Origin of the sequence: Undibacterium sp. TJN25, assembly GCF_049339885.1 — a bacterium.
In the GTDB taxonomy this organism is placed as follows: Bacteria; Pseudomonadota; Gammaproteobacteria; order Burkholderiales; family Burkholderiaceae_D; genus Undibacterium.
In genome coordinates, this window is record NZ_JBMPPM010000004.1 from 175588 (window position 1) to 198818 (window position 23231).

Sequence of the window (23231 nt, forward strand, 5' to 3'; positions counted from 1 at the left end):
GCGGTAAAGGCATTCTCGCGCATACGCGCAAGAAACGAGTCGCTGTCCATGCCGTCGGCCATAGGGTGCAATAGCGCAGCGTATTGCAGCGTTTTCACCGGAGGTCCAAACCACGGCCCCGCCTGAAACGGCCCGGGGTAATTACTATTGAGGGCGGTGCAATACGCTGCGCTATTGCACCCTACTTTATTTTTTTTGGGCTGGCGATTAAACCGGCAGCTTCATGTCTTTCGCAACCTGTGTCTGCTTCTCGCGGTATTCCAGCAGCCGGCTTGCCAGCACATGATCCGTGGTCGCCAGCATCGCAATCGCCGCTAGCGCCGCATTTGCCGCGCCCGCTTCGCCTATCGCAAAAGTGGCGACAGGAATACCCTTGGGCATCTGCACGATGGACAGCAAAGAATCTTCGCCGCGCAGGTATTTGGAGGGCACGGGCACGCCGAGTACCGGCACTATCGTCTTGGCGGCAATCATGCCCGGCAAATGGGCAGCGCCGCCGGCGCCGGCGATGATTGCCCGCAGGCCGCGCTCACGCGCGGTTTCAGCGTAGCTGAACATGTCATCCGGCATGCGGTGCGCCGACACGACCTGCGCTTCAAACGGGATGCCGAATTCCTGCAGGATAGCGACTGCATTCTGCATCACTTCCCAGTCCGACGAGGAACCCATGACCACGCCGACCAGCGGCGCATTGCTTGACGTTGCCATTATCAGTCCTTCAGGGTTTCGCCGGTCAGGCGTTCCAGCGCTTCACGGTATTTGGCCGCGGTCCTGGTCACAACGTCATCCGGCAACGCCGGCGCGGGCGCTGTCTTTTTCCACGAGGTGATGGTTTCCAGGTAGTCGCGCACGAACTGCTTGTCAAAAGACGGCGGCGACATGCCCGGTGCATAGGAATCGGCCGGCCAGAAACGGGAAGAATCCGCCGTCAGCACTTCATCCATCAGATGCAGTACGCCATTGTCGTCCAGGCCAAATTCAAACTTGGTGTCGGCGATGATGATGCCGCGCGTAGCTGCGTAATCGGCAGCTTCGCTATACAGCTGTATGCTGATGTCGCGCATCTTGGCAGCCAGCTCCTTGCCTATGCGTGACTCCATGTCGGCAAAGCTGATGTTCTCGTCATGCTCGCCCATTTCGGCTTTTGCGGCCGGCGTGAAAATCGGTGCCGCCAGCTTGTCTGCCTGGCGCAGGCCTTCCGGCAGCTTGATGCCGCAAATGGCGCCGGTTTCCTGGTAATCCTTCCAGCCGGAACCGATAATGTAGCCACGCACCACCGCTTCCACCAGGATAGGCTTAAGACGCTTTGCCACTACCGAGCGGCCACGCACTTGTTCCACCTCATCCGCGGCAACCACGGATTCCGGCGCAATCCCGGTCAGGTGATTGGGCACGATATGACCGAGCTTTTCAAACCAGAAGTTGGCCATCTGATTCAGCACCCGGCCTTTGTCGGGAATAGGTTCGGACATGATCACGTCGAACGCGGACAGGCGGTCGCTGGTGACGATCAGCAGTTTATCCTCGCCGACGGCGTAGTTGTCGCGGACCTTGCCGCGGCCAAGCAGCGGCAAGGATTGGAGTGTGGATTGGAGTTGCGTAGTCATGGAGATGATTTCAGTAAAACAATATGCTGCCAAAAGTGCCGAGGGCGCAGCCGGTTGAATTCGACGCGCCCTGGGTGCTATGCGGCCCGGCCAATGCCGGGTTGATACTTGCAGGGCTTAGTTGACGATCTGCGCCAGACTACCTTTTTTGTACTGCTCTGCGACTTTTTCCAGTGCCAGCGGCTTGATCTTGCCGGCCTGGCCTTCACAGCCAAACGACAGGTAGCGTGCCTTGCACACCAGCTTGGCGGCTTCACGCGCAGGTTTCAGGTAATCGCGCGGGTCGAACTTGCCTGGATTTTCAGCCAGGTAGCGGCGGATGGCGCCAGTCATTGCCAGACGGATATCGGTGTCGATATTGATCTTGCGCACGCCGTGCTTGATGCCGATAACGATTTCTTCCACCGGCACACCGTAGGTTTCTTTCATGTCGCCACCAAACTGGCGGATCTCTTCCAGCAATTCTTGCGGCACGGAAGAAGAACCGTGCATGACCAGATGCGTATTGGGGATACGCTGGTGAATTTCCTTGATGCGGTCTATCGCCAGGATATCGCCGGTAGGCTTGCGCGAGAACTTGTAAGCGCCGTGCGATGTGCCAATGGCGATCGCCAGGGCGTCGCATTGCGTCAGCTTGACGAAATCGGCCGCCTGCGCAACGTCGGTCAGCAACTGTTCGCGCGTCATCTTGCCGTCAGCGCCGTGGCCGTCTTCCTTGTCGCCCATCATGGTTTCCAGCGAACCGAGTACACCCAGTTCCGCTTCCACCGTCACGCCGATTGCATGCGAGAATTCCACGACCTTGCGCGAAACTTCCACGTTGTATTCATAGCTGGCGACACTCTTGCCGTCTTCCATCAGCGAACCGTCCATCATCACCGACGTAAAGCCGGATTTGATCGCCGCCATGCAGACTGCCGGCGACTGGCCATGGTCCTGGTGCATGACGACAGGAATATGCGGATAAGCTTCCACAGCGGCCGAAATCAGATGGCGCAGGAAGGCTTCGCCTGCATATTTGCGAGCACCTGCAGACGCTTGCATGATTACCGGTGCGCCGACCTCATCGGCTGCCTCCATGATCGCAGTAACCTGCTCCAGGTTGTTGACGTTAAAGGCTGGCAATCCATAACCGTTTTCAGCGGCATGGTCCAGCAATTGGCGCATGGATACGAGTGGCATAATGGTTCTCCCAAGGTACTACAATTAAAAATCTTTCAACCGGTACAAGCTGCTCAGCGACCTGCGCCCGGTTTAGGCGCCGCGCCAGCTTCACTCATTCCGCGCACATGCACATGCTGCATTCAATCTGCGTTTTATTATTCGCCAACCCTGACAATTTTCAGGGAGTTGGTGCCGCCCACTTCGCCCATGGGTTCGCCCCAGGTAACGACGATCATGTCGCCCTTGTTGACGACGCCGTTTTCCAGTAGCAGGTTCTCTGCGGCTTTCAGTACGGCTTCCCGGTCGGTCGACGCAGGCAATTCAAATGTCTGTACATTGCGGTATAGCGCGGCCTTGCGCTGGGTAGCAATGCTGGGTGTCATCGCAAAGATGGGAATGTCGATCATGTGCCGGCTCATCCACAGCGTTGTGGAGCCGGATTCCGTCAATGCGGCAATCGCCTTGACCCGCAGATGGTAGGCCGTGAACAGCGCACCGTAGGCAATGGACTGATCGATGCGGGTGAATGTCTGGTTCATGAAATCCGCATCCAGCTTGCACTCCTGGAAAGCTTCCGCTTCCTGGCAGATGGCGGCCATTGCTTCCACCGTCTCCACCGGATAGCGGCCGGAAGCGGTTTCCGCCGAGGTCATTACCGCGTCGGTGCCGTCCAGCACGGCATTGGCCACGTCGGATACTTCGGCGCGGGTAGGCACGGCGTTGAAGATCATCGACTCCATCATCTGGGTTGCGGTAATCGCGATCTTATTGGACGCACGCGCCATCTTGATCATGCGTTTTTGCAAGGCAGGCACGGCGGCATTGCCGACTTCCACTGCCAGATCACCGCGCGCCACCATGATGCCGTCCGAGGCATCCAGGATTTCCTGCAACAGCGGAATCGCTTCGGCACGCTCTATCTTGGCAATCATCATCGGCTTGTGGCCGTAGGCCTCACCGGCGATGTTGGCTAGCTGACGCGCCATTTCCATATCAGTGGCGTTCTTGGGGAAAGACACGGCGACATAGTCCGCCTGGAAGGACATCGCAGTCTTGATGTCTTCCATGTCTTTCGCCGTCAGCGCCGGCGCGGTCAACCCGCCACCCTGGCGGTTGATGCCTTTATTGTTCGACAGTTCGCCGCCTATGCGGACGGTAGTATGGATCTCGCTGCCGACGATCTTGTCGACGATCAGCACGATCAGGCCATCATTCAGCAGCAGCACGTCATTCGGACGCACGTCGCGCGGCAAGGCTTTGTAATCCAGGCCCACGCGGTCCTGGTTTCCCAATGGGCACTCTGCATCCAGGATGAACTTGTCGCCCTTGTCGATCTCTATCTTGCCGTTTTCAAACTTGCCGATACGGATCTTGGGGCCTTGCAGATCTGCCATGATGGCGATTTCACGGCCGCATTCCGCTGCGGCCTCACGCACCATCGTTGCCCTGTCAATATGGTCTTGTGCCTTGCCGTGCGAAAAATTCAGGCGCACAACGTTGACGCCAGCCAGCAGCATGCGCTTCAGCACTGCCGGGTCGCTGGAGGCTGGTCCTATTGTTGCAACGATCTTTGTTCCGCGTAACATCAAGTCTCCTGGGGGTTCTTATAATTGCCTATAGCTGTCTATAGCTGCTTCCGTCTTATTGCGCTCTTTGCAGCAGTATCTCTACCGCAGGCAAGGTCTTGCCTTCCAAAAACTCAAGGAAGGCGCCGCCGCCGGTGGAGATATAGCCGACCTTGTCGGTGATGCTGTATTTGGCAATCGCCGCCAGCGTATCGCCGCCGCCGGCGATGGAAAAGCCGCTGGATTCGGCAATTGCCTGCGCCAGCACCTGGGTGCCGTTGCCGAACTGGTCGAATTCAAATACGCCTACCGGGCCGTTCCACACGATGGTGCCGGCTTGCTTGATCTGTGCCGCCAACGTTGCTGCCGTCACCGGGCCGATATCCAGGATCATGTCGTCGTCTTCCACCGCATTGACCGGTTTGACGGTGGCGATTGCCGTCGGAGAAAATTCCTTGGCGCAGACCACGTCAGTCGGGATGGGCACTGAAGCGCCGCGCTTTGCCATTATGTCGATGATGGCTTTGGCTTCTTCCACCAGATCGGCTTCGGCCAACGATTTGCCTATTTTAAGGCCGGCTGCCAGCATGAAGGTATTGGCAATGCCGCCGCCGACGATGAGATTATCCACCTTGTCGGCCAGGGATTTGAGGATGGTCAGTTTGCTGGACACCTTGGAGCCTGCGACGATGGCAACCAGCGGCCTGGCCGGCTGGCCCAGCGCCTTGCCCAGCGCGTCGAGCTCGGCAGACAGCAGCGGGCCGGCGCAAGCAATTTTTGCATATTTGGCGATGCCGTGCGTGGTGGCCTCTGCCCGGTGGGCCGTGCCGAAAGCGTCGTTCACGTAGATATCGCACAGCGCGGCCATTTTTTGCGCCAGTGCATCGTCATTTTTCTTTTCGCCCTTGTTGACGCGGCAATTCTCCAGCAGAACGACCTGGCCTGCGTCCACTTTCACGCCCTCCACCCAGTTCTGCCTTAAAGGAACGTCGACACCCAGCAGTTCCGACAGCCGCTTGGCGACCGGCGCCAGCGAGTCTGCAGGCTTGAATTCGCCTTCCGTCGGGCGCCCCAGATGCGATGTCACCATGACTGCGGCGCCGGCTTGCAGGGCCTCCCTGATCGCGGGAACGGACGCACGTATGCGCGTATCTTCGGTGATATTGCCGTTATCGTCTTGCGGCACATTCAAATCCGCACGGATAAATACACGTTTGCCCTGAAGCTGCTTGCCTGCGATTAAGTCGCTGAGTCGATTAAATTGCATGGAGGTGGTGGCTGGTAAAAAAGAGATAAGACCAGTATTTTACCAAAGCCACCGTCAGGACTACATGGTTTTCGTACTTGCTCCGCAATATTTGTTGCAAAAAATTCAACAAATCAACATTGGGCGCGGGCCACGCCCCGCAAGCCTACAAACCAAGCCGGATATAAGTGTAGACAGCCATGCCGAAGAAAATAGTCAGCAGCATATTGCGCTTGACGAGGAAGAATGCCGTTGCCGCCAGCCCCGCCACCAGCCGCGGATTGCTGATGGCAACGTCGATCTCGCCATTGGCCAGCATCAGGTCCGGAACGATAATAGCCGCCAGCGCGCAGGCCGGCGCATAGCGCAAGGCTTCCTGCACCCTTTTCGGCAGGTTGATATGGTGGCCGACCAGCCAGAATGAACTGCGGGCAATAAACGTCGCTACTCCCAGCAGGATAATGACGCTCCAGACTTCAACGTCGCTCATGCCTGCTCCTTGCCGGTGGAACTTGCATGCCGCTTTTCCAGCCACTCTTCCACCGCCATCGCTACTGCCATGCCGGCCAGCACTGATATCAGCAAACCCAGCTTATAAGGCATGTGGATGGTAGCCAGCGCAATGGCCCCGGCTACCACCACGCCAACCAGTGCCGCCTTGTTCATGACCAGCGGCAGCATGATGCACAGGATGGCCAGCGTGCCTGCAAAACCAAGACCCCAGTTGGCCGGCACCTGGCTACCGAGCAGGATGCCGATGACCGAGCCGACCTGCCACGAAGTCCAGTTAGGCAGCAGCAATCCCTTCAGGTAAGGCAGCTTGCGCGGATCATAGCCGGGTTCCGGGTAGCGGTAGATAAACAGGCCAACCGATACGTCGCCCGACAAATACCCCAGCCAGGCGCGCTGGCGCCAGGGCAAATAGGAAAAATGCGGCGCCAGGATTGCTGAAAAGATCACGAAACGCAGATTAACAACCAGCGCGGTGAGAAAAATGACCCAGGCAGGTGCGTGAGCAGCAATCAACGGCAGGGAGGCCAGTTGGGCCGAACCGGCAAACACCAGGAAGGTCATGCCCAGCGCCTGCGGCACCGTCAGGCCGGCTTTGATCATCGCCACGCCGACCACCAACCCCCACGCGCCAATGCCGAACAACGTCGCGCCCCCGGTCTTCACCGCCTCGCGGAAGGCGGCTTTTTCAATTTCCGTACTTGCTGTTTCGGTCATGCCCATCCTTATTTTGCCGGTCTGCCTGCGTAAGTGTGCCAACAACACGGAAAAGCGCGTGACGGCCGCAGAACGAGGGCTTGTTATTTTACTAGGAAAACACTTGTATGCTGACGCCCGGTTGGCTATCCGTTAAAATCATGGCATCGCGCGGCTGACAGATGCGGGAACAAATCAGCATGCTTATCCGCCGCGCATTGTCTTTACCGCACTTACCGTACTTATTGAAACTGGAGAACACCATGCAAGCAACCGCGCCTCTCGCCGTTGTAGAACTGAAAGCCAAGGATCTGCCGGCGCACTGCCCTAACCCGGCCATGCCTTTGTGGTCTTCCCATCCGCGCGTGTACCTGGACTTGTCGCATGGCGGCACGGCGACCTGCGCCTATTGCGGCACCCAGTACAAACTGGCTGCCGGCGAAGTGATCAAGGGCCACTGACCCGGGACTTGCCGCACCTCACTCCATCACCGGGCATGCGGCCCAACCTAGCAAAGCAGGCCACCATGCCAGTCAAGAAACAATTGAACGGAAGCGCCGATGAGGTTGAAAGCGCCTTTTACGATGCACTCAGCCGTGCCGACCTGGAAGGCCTGATGGCCTTATGGGCCGAAGATGATGAAATCGTCTGCATCCATCCCGGCGCACCGCGGCTTATCGGCCATGCAGCGATACGCGCCTCGTGGGAAGCGATTTTTGAGCGGGGCAGCGTGCATATACGACCAGTGCAGTTGCACGCGACGCATAACATGCTGAGCTCGGTACATAGCGTTGTTGAAGAAGTCGACAACGGCAGCGATGCATCGCAGGACATCCATATCCTGGCCACCAATGTATATATCAAGACACCGCGCGGCTGGAGGATTGCGACCCACCATGCATCGATCGCGGCCGGCAAACCGCCACCTGAAATCTTGAAGGCCAGTGTACTGCACTAGCATCAATGCCGGCGCCACGTATTGGCAATGCCGGCCTGCATCCGTTTTTGCAACAGGCAACAAGTAACACATAGTCTGGAACAATGAATTATCAAGCGCCCCGCTGGTTGCCGACCGGGCATCTGCAAACCATCTACCCTGCCCTTTTCATCCGCAAGCCTGCAGTCCAGTTCCGCCGGGAACGCTGGGATACTCCAGATGGGGATTTCATCGACGTCGACTTTGTCGATGGCCAACCCGGCCAGCCTTTCGTGGTCCTGTTTCATGGGCTGGAAGGATCTTCCGACAGCCACTATGCGCGGGCACTGATGGCGCTGCTGCAAGAGCGCGGCTGGTCCGGCGCGGTGCCGCACTTCCGGGGCTGCTCAGGCGAACTGAACAAGGCGCCGCGCTTTTACCATTCCGGCGACGCGCAGGAAATTGACTGGATAGTCCGGCGGCTGCACCAGGGCCACCAGCAGCGTCACCCGGGCGCCCGTTTTTTTGCCGGCGGCGTGTCGCTGGGCGGCAATGCCTTGCTGCGCTGGATAGGCGAATCGCAGCACCAGGCAGAGATCGTGGATGCCGCAGTATCCGTTTCCGCACCGCTGGACCTGGCGCAAGGCGGCGTGTCTTTGTCGGTAGGCATCAACATGATGTACACCCGCATGTTTTTGAAAACGCTGAAGCCGAAATGCCTGCGCAAGCTGGAACAGTTTCCCGGCCTGTTTGACCGCGAAGCTTTAATGCGCGCCCGGAACCTGTATGAATTCGACAATGTCGTCACCGCGCCACTACACGGCTACCGCGATACCGATGATTACTGGAACCGCGCCAGCGCCAAGCATATACTGACCGACATCACGGTGCCGACGCTGGTGCTGAACGCCCTGAACGACCCCTTCCTTCCCGGCAGGCACCTGCCGCGCAAGGCATCTTCCGCAGTCGTGCTGGATTATCCCGAATACGGTGGCCATGTGGGCTTTGCGGCAGGATCGGTGCCCGGCAGCATAGACTGGCTGCCGCAAAAAATACTGCACTTCTTTGACGGCAAATCTTAAAAGGCAAGGAGATGCAAATGGATGACATCGTGCGACAGGCAATGGCCCGCTGGCCCAATGTGCCGCATTGCTTTGGCTGGTTGGCGCTGGACGCCCGCGGCGCCTGGCGCATGCGGGACGAGCGCGCGCAGGCGCTGAAGCTGCCGGGCGACAAGATTGCCCATGCAACCCTGCTCGGCTTTATCAACCGCAACTACCTGCATGATGCCCAAGGCCGCTGGTATTTCCAGAACGGCCCGCAACGGGTCTACGTCAATCTGGATGCCACGCCTTATATTGCCTACAGCTCACCGGAATTCGGCTTTGTGCTGCATACCGGCATGCCGCTGGCAGATGTGGAGCAGGCGTGGCTGACAAGCGACGGCAAACTAGTCCTACGAGCCGGCGAAATTGTCGCGCAAGTGGACGACAGGGATATGGCCGGATGCCTGGGCATGATGCGGCTGGCAGGTCAGCCTGCCGGGGACGAAGAACTACTTGAATGGCTGGAACAGACGCCGGCGTCAGCCGACACCCTGTACATCAGGCTGCCTGCGCCCTATGACAAGCAGATAGCCATACAGCATGCGGAGCTGGCTGGCCTGGCTCAGCGATACGGCTTCGTGCAAGCCCCGCAGCCAGACGAAGACGCTGCCGGATAGCGGCTCTATTTACGCTTTTTTTCGTCTTCCAGCTCCTGGCGGCGCTTTTCTTTCCACTCGCGCTCACGCGCATCAATGACGGACTGATCGTAATACTGCGCATCCGGCGCGCGGCGCGCAATGTCCAGTTGCTGCAGCGCTCCCGGCAAGGCGCCGTTCAGTGCATAAGCTTCCGCCAGAGACATGTGCTCTAGCGCCTGCTTGCCCTGCGCGGAATAGGCTTTGGCCAGCAGCTTGTACAGGCTGGGTTCCTGCCGATAGAGCTGCACCTGGTCGCGCAGGAAGCGCGCTGCGTCATCCTCCCTTTTTGCAGCCAGCAAAGCCTCTGCATATTGCTGTGCAATGCCACGCGACAGAGGCAGCAGCTGCATCGCCTCCTCCGCCTCCTTGACGGCCAGCGCAGGCTGCTTGCTGGCAATTTTGATGTCGATGGATAAATCGGCGAAGGCGCTGGTTTCCTTGAAGATGCCCTTATACCTGGCGTTCTGCTGTACCTGCTTCATGGCTTCATCCAACAACAGCCCCGCCTTTGCAAAATCGTGCTGCTTGTAGGCGACGAAAGCCAGGCCATAGCGGGCAACGATACGATCGATTTCCTTCTGATTTTTCAATTGCGCATCAAACAGGTAAGAAGTGTCGATCAGGCCCTGTGTTCCCGGATCCTGCAACACCCGCACCCTGGCCTGCGCCAGAAAAAAATCCAGCCCATCCACGTGCTGTTTGTAACGCAGGCCCTGCTGGCGCGCCTGGATATCCGCAATCCTTTCCGTCGTCAGCGGATGGCTGCGCAAATACGGCGGCACCACGTCGTTATAATTGCGGCTGGATGCCTGCAGGCGCCCAAAAAACGCCACCATGCCGGATGTATCGTAGCCGGCATCGCGCAGAATCTGGAAGCCGACGCGGTCTGCCTCCCGCTCTGCGTCCCGGCTGAAATTAAGCTGCCGCTGGATGGCCAGCCCCTGGCCGCCCGCAGCAAGGGCCATCGCCGCATCAGGACTGGATTTCGCGGCCAGCGCCGCGAGGATCAGCGAGGCCAGCGGGATCAGCGCATCCACACGCTGACTGCCGATCATGCGCGCGATATGGCGCTGCGCGACGTGACCGATTTCGTGACCCATCACCGATGCCAGTTCAGATTCGGTCTGCGCCGCCAGGATCAGGCCGGAGTGCATGCCAATAAAGCCGCCAGGCAGTGCAAATGCATTCAGTACCGGATCGCGCACTGCAAAAAATTCGAAATTGTAGAGCGTTTCCCCGCGCGCTTCGGGGCGTGTTGCCAGTAGGGAATTGCCGAGCTTGTTCAGGTATTCCAGTACCGGCGCATCATCCAGGTAATCCGGGTCGGTCCTGACGCTTTGCATGATTTCCTCGCCCAGCTTGCGCTCCATCAACGGCGAGAGTTCTTCGCGCTCGGTATCGCCCAGCGTAGGAAGATTTTGCGCAAACACAGTGCCTGGCGCCGTAGCCCCCGCAAGCAGGCAACAGCCCGCGAGAAGCGCGCTTTGCAGCAGCGCCGGCAATAATTTCAATCTGGGCATAAGGAATAGGGGTTTCACAATGCTATGATACTTTCAGAGGCGGGATGTTCCTTGCTTTATTCACCATTGTTTCATATTTTTATCGATGTCCACCCAATCAAAGAACGACACCACGAGCACCAGCGCCGGCGAACTGAGCCACTTTGACGGCAGCGGACAGGCACACATGGTCGACGTCGCGGAAAAAAAAGAAACCCACCGCGTCGCCATTGCCAGCGGACACATCCGCATGAAGCCGGAAACGCTGACCCTCATCCAGCAGGGCAACGCCAAGAAAGGCGACGTGCTGGGCATCGCCCGCATCGCCGCCATCATGGCCGCAAAACGCACCTCCGACCTGATCCCGCTATGCCACCCGCTCGCCCTGACCCGGGTCGCGGTGGATTTTAGCATTGACGAACAGAAAAACAGCGTCAGCTGCACAGCACAGGTAGAAACCGTCGGCAAGACCGGCGTGGAGATGGAAGCTTTAACCGCCGTCCAGGTAGGCCTGCTAACCATCTACGATATGTGTAAGGCCGTGGATCGCGGCATGGTGATGGGCGATGTGCGGGTGCTGGAAAAGCATGGCGGGAAATCGGGGAATTGGGTGAGCCTGATAGACGGCTGAACCAAACCCCTTAGTTCCGTTCCCGCGGCGGCATCTGGCTGAACACCCAGCCATATCTTGCGGGATCGACGGCCCCCTTGGCCTTCCAGTAGTCGTAATAGGCGTTATAAGAAAATGGGTGCAGGCGCTGCAGCGTAATCATGGTGCGCAACGCTTTTTGGGGTTGCCCGTTCAGCACATACACTTCCGCCATCGTATTTAATATGTGCACGAAACCGAAGCGGTAGCCCGTGCGCTCAACGAATGCAATTTCCTGCTCCGACATGCCCTCGCGCGGCTGCACCTTCATTAATTTGAAGTAATCGAAGAAATACGGATACAAGGTAAATTCAGGCTGCTCCAGCGCTTTTTTGTCATAGGTATAACCGGCCTGCTCCCAGCGCAACGCAGCAAATCCATCCTGCACCCGCTGATAATCCAGCGTCATCACAGCCATCACGATCATCGGCAGCACTGCCACTGCAAGCATGCTTTTGCGTGCAACAGGCACCGGCTCTGTTTGCCAATGCATTTGGTGCACCATGCCCATCAGCACCGCCACCGGGATCAGCACAAAGGCATACCACAACGGAAACTCCACCATGCTATGCACCAATGCCGCCACAAACACCAGGCTGGCAAAGCGGAATGAATCTGACCGGCCTGCCTGCCGAGCCATACTGAAATACCATGCCGCCAATACTGCAATCAGCGCAATGGTTGCCGGCCAGCCCAGCTCTGCCGCAAAATTCAATATCAGGTTATGCGAATGCTCGGCATAGGTCGTCGGCGTAAAATCAGCGGCAATCCTGACCTGTTCGGAGCCGAAGCCAAACCAGCCCACGCCGAACCACGGATGCTGCAGGCTCATCTGTAAAGCCTGTTGCATCAGCACGGTCCGCTCCGACCTGCCGCCTATATGTTCCGCTACCGACTTGGTGTCTACCCCGACCATCGCGGACAAAGCAGGCATTGCCAGCACAAAGCCGATGTAAGCCAGCATCAGCGCAATCAGCAATATCCCGCTCACCGGCTTCTCTTGCCGCCGCCGTGGCCACAGCATCACCACAAATGCGGGACAAATAATCCAGCCTATCCTGGACTGCGTCAGGCTCAGTCCCCATAACAGAAACACCGCCAGCAACGCCGCTACCGCAGCAGGCAAGCGGGATTGCTGATACAGCCACCACACCGCCGCCAAGGCCATACATAATAGAAGTGCCAGTTGATTCGGCTGCGCGACATTGGCGTACGGTCGCAAAGCGATGTTGGCGCTGTGCGCGATATACATGACTACAGGCGACAGATCCAGCCCAAGAAATTGCGCATTTTGCATCACCACCGACAGCAAGCCAGCCAGTAACAACGCCGCCGCCAGCATCAGACAAATTTTAAAATCCCCGCCAGGCTCCGCCGCCACCGTAGCCCCATACACCATCGCCAGCGCCGCCAGCGCCAGGTACGCCATGGCGATAAATACTTCCCAACGGTGCTCTATCAGACCGAATAGCAGCTGCGCACTTATCAATAGTGCAATGGCAACCGGCACACCCATTATTCCCGGCAAATTCAGCTGCGACTTTTCACGAAAGGCCAGCACTGCAAGTGCCGACAACAATCCAAGCAGCGCCAGCGCGTCGTGGTAATAAGTACGGAACGGATGGATGTGCTGCGGATTAATATAGGAGGCAATTATGAATAACCCAAAGATCAATAGGGAGCGATGAATTTGCTTTTGTTCGGGCATTTTACGGTAAGGGCATCATGACAGCTGAAGTCAGGATGATAGCAAGCAGGGAATTTTAGTTTGGAACTATTTTTGTAGTGACGGGCGGTAGAGATTTGCCCAGAAGAGTTAAAACGGTTTCAAGAAATTGATAGCACTTGTCTTTAAAGTGACGAATTTTGTCAAAACCAGCAAAATCCGTCAGTAATATGGTGCTGAAACACTAATTATCGGAGCGATTCAGCGATAATAGTGTATAAAATATAGTTTTTTCGCAAAAAAACTCTCAGGCACATTACTTGCTCAACAGCATAGGCATTATCAAACCCCAGAATTGTTTCACAATCATCACCTTATTAGGAGTTCACTATGAACACAAGACAACGCAGCCTTTCCATGAAGGCAGTAAAAGCGGCACAAAAGGGCTTCACGCTGATCGAATTGATGATCGTGGTAGCGATTATCGGTATTCTGGCTGCAGTGGCTATTCCTGCTTACCAGGATTACACCGTAAAGGCTAAAGTTTCTGCAGGCCCAAGCTTAGCCAGCCCTGCAATGACCGCGCTGGGCGTTGCTTGCAGCGAAGGTACATTAACTGGTACATTTGCAAATACTTCGTTGGGTTTGCCAAAAAATATATCAATTACTGATAACAAATACGTTCAAAAAGTTGATGCTATCGGTAAAGCATCGAATGCTGGCGGTACTATCACTATCACTTATAACGCTATTGGTAACAATGTTGCCAATAACGCCACAATTATTTATCAAGGTACATGTGCAGCAGGCAGCGGTATGACTTGGACAGTTGATACAAATAGTACTGTTGCACCAAAATATTTGCCAAAAACCTAATTAGTTACGCTCACTCAAAAAAAAGGAGCCTATATCGGCTCCTTTTTTTTTGGATAGCAATATAGCTTCTCATAGTTCCAATTCCTGCAATCTGGTGTCGAATTTTACGGAAAATAAGCAACATTTCATGCCAATAGTTAAACATCGACTTTTTCTTTTATTGGCCGCATTAGCAATTATTGCAGGTTTGACTTATTTTGCTTACAAGCCTGGATTATCGGGTCCGTTCATATTTGATGATGCCCCGAACATAACAAATAACAGTGGCATCGCCATTCAAAATCTCCACTGGAAAACGCTTTGGCAAGCTGCATTTTCAAGTGCAAGCGGGCCGTTAAGCCGCCCCGTCAGCATGCTAAGCTTCGCATTAAATTACTATGTAACTGGCTACAATAGCTATTATTTTAAGCTAACCAATCTCGTCATCCACATATTGTGCGGAATTGGGATTTTTTGCCTAAGTTCTTCAATTTTGAAAGTCCTTCAAACTCGCTCTAATTCATCCTTAGCGACATATCAACAGGACATCGTAAGTCTTTTCGTCACAGCGGCGTGGCTGTTTCATCCCCTAAGTTTGACGAGTGTACTCTACACTGTACAGCGAATGACTTCTCTTTCAGCATTGTTCTGCATATGGGGGTTAGTGATCTATCTGCGGGGAAGGTTAAAGCAGATTGAAAGCGGTTCTAGCGAAATCCTTATTGTCATCAGCTTGCTCGTTTTCGCTCCTCTAGCGATATTGAGTAAAGAAACCGGTGCTTTATTACCTCTTTTATTTTTGGTTGCAGAACTAACTCTCTTAAATTTTAAAACAAAAGCACGGGCGAACTGCATATTCTTGACGATTTTCTTTGCAGCGTGCGTTGTGCTTCCCGCTACCATCGCACTTGCATACACAGCGCTCCATCCTCAATGGATAACCGGGGTATATTCTATCCGTGACTTCACGCTCGCTGAACGCGTTATGACGGAAGCGAGGGTGCTTTGTTATTACCTAAAGCTTATTCTGCTTCCAGGCATCTCCGACCTAGGCTTGTATCATGACGATATTCCCCTATCGCATGGATTACTCGATCCCTTCAGCACGCTAACATCGATTATTGCAATCATATTGATGCTAGCAGGTGCGTTCATCTCCAGAAAAAAATTCCCTGCTCTCTCTTTTGGCGTCTTATTTTTCTTCACCGGCCATATTCTTGAATCAACTGTCTTTGGCTTGGAAATTGCTCATGAACATCGTAATTATTTACCAATGTTCGGCCCTATTTTTGCTTTGTTTTACTATGTTTTATTTCCTCTCGAAAACATTGCCATTTTAAAAATCAGGCGACTGGCCGCATTAATGCTAATTTCGCTATTTGGGGTTGTAACACATTCCCGGTCGCATGATTGGGCTAATCCCTTTGATTTGTACTCGAGTGAAGTAAGGCATCATCCTAGTTCAGCAAGGACAAATCTTGAAATGGGCACCATGTTTGGTAGCATCGAAACACCCGTTCCTGAAGCCCTTGCTTATAACTATACTTTAGCACGCTCCTACTATGAAAAAACAAGCAAACTCGATCCAAACTTTACAAGCGCCCTGGTCGGTCTAATTAAATTGAGCGCGATCAGGAGTCAACCGATTCAGCCAGAATGGGTTGAAGAATTAAGGCATCGTTTGAGATATTCGCCTCCGGCCCCATCAACAACAGACTCACTAATTTCGCTAATAACTTGCCGCATGGATAGTATTTGTAAGCTTTCCGATAACGAAATCGAAGGTTTACTAAAAGCGAGCCTGGACAATCCATCTGCAAAGACGATCACAAGAGCTTCAATTCTAACGGTTTACAGCTATTATCTAGTTAACATAACTGCAAATTATCCAAAAGCTACGGAAGTTATGCAAGAAGCTATCGAAGTGGCTCCTAATCAACTGGAATACAGGATGACCTTGATAGAATTTTGTACCGCGACGCGACAATTTGAAAAAGCAAAGATTGAGATCTTGAAGCTACAAGATCTAGACACCTTAAACAAATATAAAAAACAAATTGAGACAGTAAGTAAAAAAATTTCCGAAGCTTTGACGAACCAGCGTTGAGAAAAACTACTCCACTAAAAAACCGGTTCAACTGAATTAGTCAAATTCGACTCCCAAACAGTTAGGAAACGGACTCCCGAACATCTATGCGCGATCAACTATCTATCATACTTCCAGCAAAAAATGAGGCATTGTCCCTTATTACCTTGTTACCGGAGCTAAAACGGGTAATGCCGGATACCGAGATTATCGTAATCAACGATGGCTCGACGGACGATACCATTACAGTGTGTGAGACTAATCTAGTCCGTATAATCAACCATCCTTATAGCAAGGGCAATGGCGCCGCTATAAAGACTGGGGCGCGACATGCACTTGGAAAAATCCTGGTCTTTATGGATGCTGATGGGCAACATAAGCCAGAAGATATTCCGCGCTTACTGGAAAAACTTTCTACTGGCTACGACATGGCAGTCGGCGCAAGAGATTACGAATCGCAGGCAGGAGTTCATCGAGCCTTCGCAAACGGGTTTTATAATCGCCTATCCAGTTGGATGGTCGGCCAGAAAATTCATGACCTCACGTCTGGTTTTCGCGCAGTCAAGGCAGATAAATTCCGCAAATTCCTTTATCTGCTGCCAAATACGTTTTCTTATCCGACAACGATAACCATGAGCTTCTTCCGAGCCGGATTCGGGATTGCCTATGTACCAATACACGCGCCTAAGCGAATAGGGAAAAGCCATGTCAACGTCTGGAAAGACGGGTTGAGATTCCTGTTGATCATTGTCAAGATCGGCACCTTGTACTCGCCACAAAAATTGTTTCTGCCTGTTAGTTTTTCTTTTTTCCTGACAGGCGCCTGTTACTACCTGTACACATTTTTATCCATCCATCGCTTTACCAATATGAGCGCTTTGATGTTCATTTCTGCCATATTGACCTTTCTCATAGGTATCGTGTCCGAGCAAGTGTCGGCTTTGCACTACAAGGATAGCGACAATGCGGGCCAGAACGATGAGCCCCAGCACTAGCACCCGGACGACACTACCACTGAAGGTTTTATTGGTCAGTACTTCCTACCCTAAAAGTGAGAAAGATTGGCAAGGCCGTTTTATTGCCGATATGGTTCAAGCCTTGGATGCCTTGCCGGAACTCCAGCTCTCCGTCTGGTCTCCCCCCGGGGAGTTTCCTGCGCGAGTGCGCTATGCTGCATCTGCAGCGGAATCCGAACGCCTGTCAAAAATGACTGCATTAGGAGGCATTGCGCAGATACTCAGGAATAAGAAACTGGCTGGATTAAGTCATGTCGCGGGTCTTTTGTTGGGCCTTAGACGAGTCTATAGGGAAAAATCAATAGCCGACGTCGTTCACGTAAACTGGCTGCAAAATGCACTTCCTCTTTGGGGGAACCAAACTCCTGCTCTCATTACCATCCTGGGAACGGATTTCAGCCTGCTGCAAGCACCGGGCATGATAACTCTGTTGCGTATGGTGATTAGGCAGCGAAAGTGCATTATGGCGCCAAATGCAGCTTGGATGGTACCTAAACTACAAGCCGTTTTCGGCGATATTGCGGAAATTAAGGCTATTCCGTTTGGCGTCGAAAAGAAATGGTTTAACTTAAGCAGGAAAATCGAACAAGGACCTCCTCAAAAATGGCTGGCGGTAACCCGGCTGACCAACAAGAAAATCGGTAATCTGCTGACCTGGGGTGAGGGCTTATTCAATGGCGCGCGGGAACTACACCTTTTCGGGCCGATGCAGGAGACAATTGAACTCCCCTCCTGGGTCAAATACCACGGACCGACCAACCCTACGGAATTACAACAGACCTGGTTTCCTGAAGCTGCCGGATTGATCACACTGAGTCGGCACGATGAAGGCCGTCCCCAGGTCTTGCTGGAGGCGATGGCTGCAGGTTTACCAGTAATTGCATCGGATCTACCTGCACACAAGGATTTGATCGAGCATCAAAAAACTGGCTGGATTGCCACCTCAAGAGCAAGCTTGCAATCTGCACTTGAGCATCTTGATTCGATCGAAAACAATGTTTCGATAGGGAAATCGGCCCAAGCATGGATCGCCAAAGAAGTAGGTACCTGGGACGACTGTGGAATGCGATATAAACTAGCGTATATGGATCTGGCCAAGGCCTAACGGGGTGATAAGCACATGAAACCAGACGGCATACTGATCATCGGCGGAACAGGTTTTCTAGGTACGGCACTCGGACGGCGCCTGTCACGAGATGGCCACCAGGTACACGTCCTGGCACGACATGCAGAGCCCGTCACTGTGGCCAACCTCACCATGCATAGAGGTAGCATCGACGACGTTAATTTGCTGCGCAAAATACTCCCCTTCTGCGGCACAATCATTCATGCGGCATCAACAACCACTCCGGGTACCTCGATCCAACAACCCTCAATGGAAGCAATGCAAAACATCCTTCCCACCTTGCGTTTGCTGGAGGTGCTGCGGGAATTTGAAGAACGTCATCTGATTTTCTTTTCATCTGGAGGTACATTCTATGGAACCTCAGCCAACACTCCTGTATCCGAAAATCAGCCGTTTTCTCCCCAGTCGTATTATGGTGCCGGTAAGGTGGCTATCGAAGCGTTTCTGCAAGCCTATCAGGGTCAGGGAGGCGGTGCCGTGACGATATTGAGGCCATCCAACGTATATGGCACCGGCCAGCCGTTCCGCCCTGGCTTTGGAATAATCCGCACCATGCTGGAACATGCGATGCACGGCAGCTTACTGGAAATTTGGGGTGATGGAGAAGTCATCAGGGACTTTATCTTCATCGATGACCTTGTGGAAGTTTGCGTTCAACTCATAGAAAACCCATCGCTCGCAGACACCTACAATCTGGGATACGGGCAAGGACATAGCGTCAATCATGTACTGCGGGCTATCCAGTCAGTATGTAAAATAAAACTGGCAACGCAGTATATGCCCTCGCGCCAGTTGGATGTGAAAGCGATCGTGCTCGACACGCAACGCCTGGGGCACCTATTAAATTGGCGCCCTAAGGTTCAGCTTGAACAAGGTCTGGAATTAACATGGAACTGGCTCAAGACACATCAACAGAAATGATACATGCCTTCCCGCCCCTCTGTTCCGTTTGCATCGCCAATTACAACGGAATTGCATTTATTGATGCCTGCATAAAATCTGTACTGGCACAGGATTGTAGCTTCCCCGTCGAAATTATTATTCACGACGACGCATCAACAGACAACTCGGTGGAACATATAAGAAAAAATTATCCGGGAATCGTTCTGATCACTAGCGCCGAAAATGTCGGATTCTGCATCTCCAATAATCGCATGGTGGATATTGCCAAAGGTCGTTATATCCTGTTGCTGAATAACGATGCCGAGCTTTTTCCCGATGGCCTATCTACCTTACATGCCGCGGCGGAAAGCCTAGGAAAGCCTGCAATTCTGGGCTTACCTCAATACGATGCTGACACAAACGAATTGATAGACATTGGGAGTAGATTTGACTTGTTCCTCAATTCTATTCCCAACCGCGATAGGGATGAGCCACAAATAGGCATGATTATCGGTGCCTGCCTGTGGCTGTCTCGCTCCTTATGGGATGAGCTAGGGGGGTTCCCGGATTGGTTCGAATCATTGGCAGAAGATATGTACCTATGTTGCCTGGCAAGGTTCTACGGCCATACCGTAAAGGCCTTACCTGATTCAGGTTTCAGGCATTGGGTGGGCAAAAGCCTAGGAGGTGGGAAAGTATTCAATAATCGCCTGACAACCAAACTAAGCCGCCGCGTCCTCTCCGAACGAAATAAGACTTTCGTGATGACCCTCACATACCCAGCCCCGGTATTTCAGCTCATTTTTCCAATACATCTCGCCCTATTGCTTATGGAGGGAATGATTTTAGCCATGCTGAAGGGCAAACCCAGCCTATATAAAGACATCTATTGGGCATGCATCAAAGCTCAGTGGGTAGAACGAAAAAGGCTGCAGCAGCTCCGTCAAAAAATTCAAGCGCGTCCACATATCGACATGAACAAATTCCTTTCAGTATTTGATCTCATGCCATATAAGCTCAGCATGCTTTGGCGGTATGGTTTTCCTGAAGTTCGTTAGATGCAAGCTCAATAAAATTCCGAGGTCATGCCATATCTTTATCAAATATCCTGTTAGTAGCAGATAAAAATTCCAAGAATTGATTTCAGATATTTGTGCTTAAACCAGCTCAATACCCGTGTCAACGATCAAACAAAATTTCTGCCCCACCCTTGAAAATGCGCCGCCCCAGCATGCGACACATTTCTTTGGCTAAAAAGAGCGGCAAGGTCATTACAGATAAAATAAATAATTTCCTCGTTACCAATGGGCATTCCGTAGCCATTCTGTCAGACACCAGCAGCGCCTCTTTAAGTCTGCCCCGTGTCAGGGCGGACCTGATCAGGCTTCTATAAAATCCTATCATGCAATGGCGCAAAGCATTCTCATCGGCTCCGAGTTTCCACGCACTCAATATGCCTTTCCAATACAGTTCCATCAATAAATCTCTTCTAGCAGTAGTAATCGATGTGGTCGAATTGAGCCTATAAGCAACCAATACCTTATTAACATAGCCAAGATATCCCTGACTCGCAAGCAAAACGTGTGCATGAAAATCCAATATCGGCCCATCGACTTTCAACACTTGGTATTTGCAGTGCGCTCGATACATCACGGAACTGGCATTTAAAAAATTGCCTTTTTCTAGTAGAAAATTCAAATCAAACTGCGGCGGTAACTCACCATTAAATTTGGCAATCAGGTCACCAGAATTGTTAATGACAATTGCATTCGTGTAGGCAGCAGAACATTCCCGGTTTTCTTCCAAAAAACCTAACTGTGCGCGCAATTTTCCTGGCAGCCAGAAATCATCTCCATCGAGTTGAGCAATATAGTCGCCGCTGGCTTCATTAATCAAATATTGATAATTGCGAGTACTCCCTAGATTTTCTTTATGAAAAATGGGGTAGATCATCTCGGGATATTTATCGGAGAACTGTTTAATAATTGTCCGGGTTTCATCAGAAGAGCAATCATCTCCAACAAGGACTTCCAGCTCGGCATCGACTTGCTGAGCGATGACGCTAGATAAGCAATCGTGAATATAAGCGGCATGGTTGTACGTAACAATGCAGACAGATATTTTTAAACGTTCTTTGTGCATAAAATTTTCACGATCCCCCTAAGGAAAAACGACATTATCCTTCTCGTTTCCGCTTGAATGAATAAGAGGAACCCGGTAGTGGCTACGACTAATACGGCGAGGCCGGCAAATGAAAGTAATCTGGAGGATACCGGCCAATTCAACTGATGAGCGGCAACGCAAAGTAGGGCTCCAACTAACAATGCCGGGGAAATATCCCTGGTCAACCAGCTGTTGGCAATTTCCGGCAGAAACTTTTTATGAACGATGCGGGTCCAGAAAATCAGGAAGAAAAGATTGGTTACGGCCCAGGTGATCGCAGCTCCTATAGCACCAAACTTCAATGTCAACGCAATTGTGGAAGGAATCAGGATAAATACATTCAGCAGATTCCCTCTGATATGCATTCGCACATCTCCTCTGGCATGCTGCAGCACATAAGCCATGCCGGCGAGGGCCATGAAGCCGCTACCTGACACATACCATCTTAAAATGTCCGCAGCGCGCGCGGCCACCGTGAGATTGCCTGTCCAGGCAAACAATACATGTTCGGGATACGCGGCCATTGTACCGGCAACGCCGGCCAAGATAGCAGCCATCAGCATCGTCGTCTGTCTGTACAACAAAACGAATTTATCGTGCTGGTTTTGCTCAAAAAACACTACCAGACGTGGAAGCACTGCCTGCTGCAGCGGAGAGATCAAAGAATATGCCCCCCATGCCACTGAGGTAGCCAGCATAAATTCTCCAAAGTTTTGCATTGATAGAATATGGGATAGTATAAGTTTGTCTGATTGGCTGATCACTATCCAGACCCCGCTTAAAAATGCCAAGCCTACGCCAAAACGCAAGGGTTCACGTAATAAATTCCATTGAAATTTTTCTGTTGCGACACTCGGCAGTGCTTTGACGAATGCTATCCGCATCAACACAATTTCGACTATCGCTCCCACTAACTGGAAAAGGAAAAAAGCAAGGATAGAATGCGTCACCCAAATCAGCAGCGGCAATACTGCAAGGGACTTCAGGGTGGCAGCAATGACGGCAATTACGTTTGCGACGACCTGACGCTCCATCCCTAGCAATCCACCGCGATAGATGCCCGACAAAAGACGCAAGCTTATGATGCAAGCGACCAAAACAACACATAGAGCGACATCAGACGGACTCAAGGATTCCAATTTGAGCCAGGACGACGCAATCCAAGGCCCCAGAATCCATGACAATGCAACGACCACCAGGGCCGTAAACGAAAACAGTGTTTCAAGGAAGCGCAGAAATAATTTCAGGACGCCGGCACGTGTTACCCCCGCCTTTAGCTTACTAGCCTCACGGCCCAGCGTCGGAGACAGGCCCAAGTCCAGCAAACTCATCCACGATTGCAGCATCGCAAAAAAGCCAATGACGCCATAAGCCTCAATCCCCATGTATTTTATATACTGCGGGACCACTGCCAGACCAATCAGAATTACGTACAGTTGACTAGTATAGTTGGCAACTATATTGCGTAGCAGTGGCGTCATTGCATGGGCCTTATTCCCTCGGGCGTTTGGTCAAATTTTCGTATATAAAATGGGCGGAACAACAGCGTGAAGAAAATAATTTTAAACACGGATAGGTAGGTCATCGCCATTTCAAGTCGACCGCAATCGCAACCACAAACAAGGCAGACCTTCACGCCGTATTGTTAAAATTTCCAAGAGGAAAGCCAATTTTGATATACGCATTTGCTAACTGGGGTAAAAAATGGCCGCTTGGCAATGATTAGAAGAAGATTGTCTGATTTTCGTCTCGTCTTGTCCACGAAAACGAAACGCGAGCAGTCGCATTTCACAAGTTAGATCAGCGTCATTCACCTTTTGGCGCCGGATAGGTTTACTATC

Annotated in this window: 22 protein-coding genes; 11 read left to right on the forward strand and 11 right to left on the reverse strand. The window is 52.7% G+C overall.

The window, feature by feature from the left end; translation table 11 throughout:
* Positions 1-207 precede the first annotated feature (207 nt).
* The 7 genes from purE to ACO0LO_RS10960 form a co-directional block, all read right to left on the reverse strand.
* On the reverse strand, positions 208-708 hold the full coding sequence (purE, locus tag ACO0LO_RS10930) for a 5-(carboxyamino)imidazole ribonucleotide mutase (RefSeq protein ID WP_422964258.1): 501 nt from the start codon (positions 706-708) through the stop codon (positions 208-210).
* Between the two features lie 2 nt (positions 709-710).
* Entirely contained in the window at positions 711-1607 is an 897-nt protein-coding gene (locus tag ACO0LO_RS10935) for a phosphoribosylaminoimidazolesuccinocarboxamide synthase (protein WP_422964259.1), read from the reverse strand.
* Between the two features lie 117 nt (positions 1608-1724).
* Entirely contained in the window at positions 1725-2789 is a 1065-nt protein-coding gene (gene fba / locus ACO0LO_RS10940; protein ID WP_422964260.1) for a class II fructose-bisphosphate aldolase, read from the reverse strand.
* 137 nt (positions 2790-2926) lie between these two features.
* Complete coding sequence (gene pyk, locus ACO0LO_RS10945; protein ID WP_422964261.1) at positions 2927-4357, reverse strand: pyruvate kinase; 1431 nt, start codon at positions 4355-4357, stop codon at positions 2927-2929.
* A gap of 55 nt (positions 4358-4412) precedes the next feature.
* Entirely contained in the window at positions 4413-5603 is a 1191-nt protein-coding gene (locus tag ACO0LO_RS10950; protein WP_422964262.1) for a phosphoglycerate kinase, read from the reverse strand.
* Positions 5604-5748: 145 nt separating this feature from the next.
* Positions 5749-6072 carry an AzlD domain-containing protein gene (locus tag ACO0LO_RS10955; protein WP_422964263.1) on the reverse strand — a complete coding sequence of 108 codons (324 nt, stop codon included), beginning with the start codon at positions 6070-6072 and terminating at the stop codon, positions 5749-5751.
* Positions 6069-6809: an AzlC family ABC transporter permease gene (locus tag ACO0LO_RS10960; protein ID WP_422964264.1), complete on the reverse strand. Its 741-nt coding sequence runs from the start codon at positions 6807-6809 to the stop codon at positions 6069-6071. The genes ACO0LO_RS10955 and ACO0LO_RS10960 overlap by 4 nt, the downstream gene beginning before the upstream one ends.
* Before the next feature lie 242 nt (positions 6810-7051).
* Here ACO0LO_RS10960 and ACO0LO_RS10965 point away from each other — a divergent pair, with 242 nt between their 5' ends.
* The 4 genes from ACO0LO_RS10965 to ACO0LO_RS10980 all read left to right on the forward strand — a co-directional run bounded on the left by ACO0LO_RS10965 (position 7052) and on the right by ACO0LO_RS10980 (position 9427).
* Positions 7052-7249 carry a zinc-finger domain-containing protein gene (locus tag ACO0LO_RS10965; RefSeq protein WP_422964265.1) on the forward strand — a complete coding sequence of 66 codons (198 nt, stop codon included), beginning with the start codon at positions 7052-7054 and terminating at the stop codon, positions 7247-7249.
* A gap of 65 nt (positions 7250-7314) precedes the next feature.
* Positions 7315-7746: a YybH family protein gene (locus ACO0LO_RS10970; protein WP_422964266.1), complete on the forward strand. Its 432-nt coding sequence runs from the start codon at positions 7315-7317 to the stop codon at positions 7744-7746.
* Positions 7747-7829: 83 nt separating this feature from the next.
* Positions 7830-8786, forward strand: coding sequence for a YheT family hydrolase (locus tag ACO0LO_RS10975; protein ID WP_422964267.1), 957 nt, complete (start codon positions 7830-7832; stop codon positions 8784-8786).
* A gap of 17 nt (positions 8787-8803) precedes the next feature.
* The gene (locus ACO0LO_RS10980) at positions 8804-9427 is read left to right on the forward strand and encodes a DUF2946 family protein (RefSeq protein WP_422964268.1); all 624 of its coding nucleotides are present in this window, start codon (positions 8804-8806) and stop codon (positions 9425-9427) included.
* A 5-nt stretch (positions 9428-9432) separates the two neighbouring features.
* Here ACO0LO_RS10980 and ACO0LO_RS10985 read toward each other — a convergent pair whose 3' ends face one another.
* Positions 9433-10878, reverse strand: coding sequence for a M48 family metalloprotease (locus tag ACO0LO_RS10985; protein ID WP_422964269.1), 1446 nt, complete (start codon positions 10876-10878; stop codon positions 9433-9435).
* Between the two features lie 175 nt (positions 10879-11053).
* Between ACO0LO_RS10985 and moaC the strand changes: the two genes are divergently transcribed.
* Entirely contained in the window at positions 11054-11578 is a 525-nt protein-coding gene (gene moaC / locus ACO0LO_RS10990) for a cyclic pyranopterin monophosphate synthase MoaC (RefSeq protein WP_422964270.1), read from the forward strand.
* 10 nt (positions 11579-11588) lie between these two features.
* Here moaC and ACO0LO_RS10995 read toward each other — a convergent pair whose 3' ends face one another.
* The gene (locus tag ACO0LO_RS10995) at positions 11589-13172 is read right to left on the reverse strand and encodes a Wzy polymerase domain-containing protein (protein WP_422964271.1); all 1584 of its coding nucleotides are present in this window, start codon (positions 13170-13172) and stop codon (positions 11589-11591) included.
* 507 nt (positions 13173-13679) lie between these two features.
* Between ACO0LO_RS10995 and ACO0LO_RS11000 the strand changes: the two genes are divergently transcribed.
* From ACO0LO_RS11000 to ACO0LO_RS11025, 6 genes are all read left to right on the forward strand, one after another.
* Positions 13680-14138 (forward strand): pilin, encoded by a 459-nt coding sequence (locus tag ACO0LO_RS11000; RefSeq protein ID WP_422964698.1) that lies wholly within the window; start codon positions 13680-13682, stop codon positions 14136-14138.
* A 127-nt stretch (positions 14139-14265) separates the two neighbouring features.
* A complete protein-coding gene (locus tag ACO0LO_RS11005; RefSeq protein ID WP_422964272.1) occupies positions 14266-16224 on the forward strand; it encodes a hypothetical protein in 1959 nt (652 codons plus the stop codon).
* Between the two features lie 86 nt (positions 16225-16310).
* Positions 16311-17198, forward strand: a complete 888-nt coding sequence (locus tag ACO0LO_RS11010) for a glycosyltransferase family 2 protein (protein WP_422964273.1) — start codon at positions 16311-16313, stop codon at positions 17196-17198.
* Entirely contained in the window at positions 17182-18324 is a 1143-nt protein-coding gene (locus ACO0LO_RS11015; RefSeq protein ID WP_422964274.1) for a glycosyltransferase family 4 protein, read from the forward strand. Before ACO0LO_RS11010 ends, ACO0LO_RS11015 begins: the two co-directional genes overlap by 17 nt.
* 15 nt (positions 18325-18339) lie before the next feature.
* On the forward strand, positions 18340-19266 hold the full coding sequence (locus ACO0LO_RS11020) for an NAD-dependent epimerase/dehydratase family protein (protein WP_422964275.1): 927 nt from the start codon (positions 18340-18342) through the stop codon (positions 19264-19266).
* Positions 19233-20285, forward strand: coding sequence for a glycosyltransferase family 2 protein (locus ACO0LO_RS11025; protein ID WP_422964276.1), 1053 nt, complete (start codon positions 19233-19235; stop codon positions 20283-20285). Before ACO0LO_RS11020 ends, ACO0LO_RS11025 begins: the two co-directional genes overlap by 34 nt.
* A 121-nt stretch (positions 20286-20406) precedes the next feature.
* Here ACO0LO_RS11025 and ACO0LO_RS11030 read toward each other — a convergent pair whose 3' ends face one another.
* Together ACO0LO_RS11030 and ACO0LO_RS11035 are read right to left on the reverse strand one after the other, a co-directional pair.
* A complete protein-coding gene (locus ACO0LO_RS11030; RefSeq protein ID WP_422964277.1) occupies positions 20407-21369 on the reverse strand; it encodes a glycosyltransferase in 963 nt (320 codons plus the stop codon).
* The gene (locus ACO0LO_RS11035; protein ID WP_422964278.1) at positions 21351-22871 is read right to left on the reverse strand and encodes an oligosaccharide flippase family protein; all 1521 of its coding nucleotides are present in this window, start codon (positions 22869-22871) and stop codon (positions 21351-21353) included. Before ACO0LO_RS11035 ends, ACO0LO_RS11030 begins: the two co-directional genes overlap by 19 nt.
* Positions 22872-23231 lie beyond the last annotated feature (360 nt).

Coding starts and splice junctions, on each gene's coding strand:
- moaC (WP_422964270.1), top strand. CDS start 11,054: ATGTCCACCCAATCAAAGAACGACACCACGAGCACCAGCGCCGGCGAA.
- ACO0LO_RS11020 (WP_422964275.1), top strand. CDS start 18,340: ATGAAACCAGACGGCATACTGATCATCGGCGGAACAGGTTTTCTAGGT.
- ACO0LO_RS11015 (WP_422964274.1), top strand. CDS start 17,182: ATGAGCCCCAGCACTAGCACCCGGACGACACTACCACTGAAGGTTTTA.
- ACO0LO_RS11025 (WP_422964276.1), top strand. CDS start 19,233: ATGGAACTGGCTCAAGACACATCAACAGAAATGATACATGCCTTCCCG.
- fba (WP_422964260.1), bottom strand. CDS start 2,789: ATGCCACTCGTATCCATGCGCCAATTGCTGGACCATGCCGCTGAAAAC.
- purE (WP_422964258.1), bottom strand. CDS start 708: ATGGCAACGTCAAGCAATGCGCCGCTGGTCGGCGTGGTCATGGGTTCC.
- ACO0LO_RS10955 (WP_422964263.1), bottom strand. CDS start 6,072: ATGAGCGACGTTGAAGTCTGGAGCGTCATTATCCTGCTGGGAGTAGCG.
- ACO0LO_RS11035 (WP_422964278.1), bottom strand. CDS start 22,871: ATGACGCCACTGCTACGCAATATAGTTGCCAACTATACTAGTCAACTG.
- ACO0LO_RS10960 (WP_422964264.1), bottom strand. CDS start 6,809: ATGACCGAAACAGCAAGTACGGAAATTGAAAAAGCCGCCTTCCGCGAG.
- ACO0LO_RS11010 (WP_422964273.1), top strand. CDS start 16,311: ATGCGCGATCAACTATCTATCATACTTCCAGCAAAAAATGAGGCATTG.
- ACO0LO_RS11005 (WP_422964272.1), top strand. CDS start 14,266: ATGCCAATAGTTAAACATCGACTTTTTCTTTTATTGGCCGCATTAGCA.
- ACO0LO_RS11000 (WP_422964698.1), top strand. CDS start 13,680: ATGAAGGCAGTAAAAGCGGCACAAAAGGGCTTCACGCTGATCGAATTG.
- ACO0LO_RS11030 (WP_422964277.1), bottom strand. CDS start 21,369: ATGCACAAAGAACGTTTAAAAATATCTGTCTGCATTGTTACGTACAAC.
- ACO0LO_RS10935 (WP_422964259.1), bottom strand. CDS start 1,607: ATGACTACGCAACTCCAATCCACACTCCAATCCTTGCCGCTGCTTGGC.
- ACO0LO_RS10980 (WP_422964268.1), top strand. CDS start 8,804: ATGGATGACATCGTGCGACAGGCAATGGCCCGCTGGCCCAATGTGCCG.
- ACO0LO_RS10950 (WP_422964262.1), bottom strand. CDS start 5,603: ATGCAATTTAATCGACTCAGCGACTTAATCGCAGGCAAGCAGCTTCAG.
- ACO0LO_RS10965 (WP_422964265.1), top strand. CDS start 7,052: ATGCAAGCAACCGCGCCTCTCGCCGTTGTAGAACTGAAAGCCAAGGAT.
- ACO0LO_RS10970 (WP_422964266.1), top strand. CDS start 7,315: ATGCCAGTCAAGAAACAATTGAACGGAAGCGCCGATGAGGTTGAAAGC.
- pyk (WP_422964261.1), bottom strand. CDS start 4,357: ATGTTACGCGGAACAAAGATCGTTGCAACAATAGGACCAGCCTCCAGC.
- ACO0LO_RS10975 (WP_422964267.1), top strand. CDS start 7,830: ATGAATTATCAAGCGCCCCGCTGGTTGCCGACCGGGCATCTGCAAACC.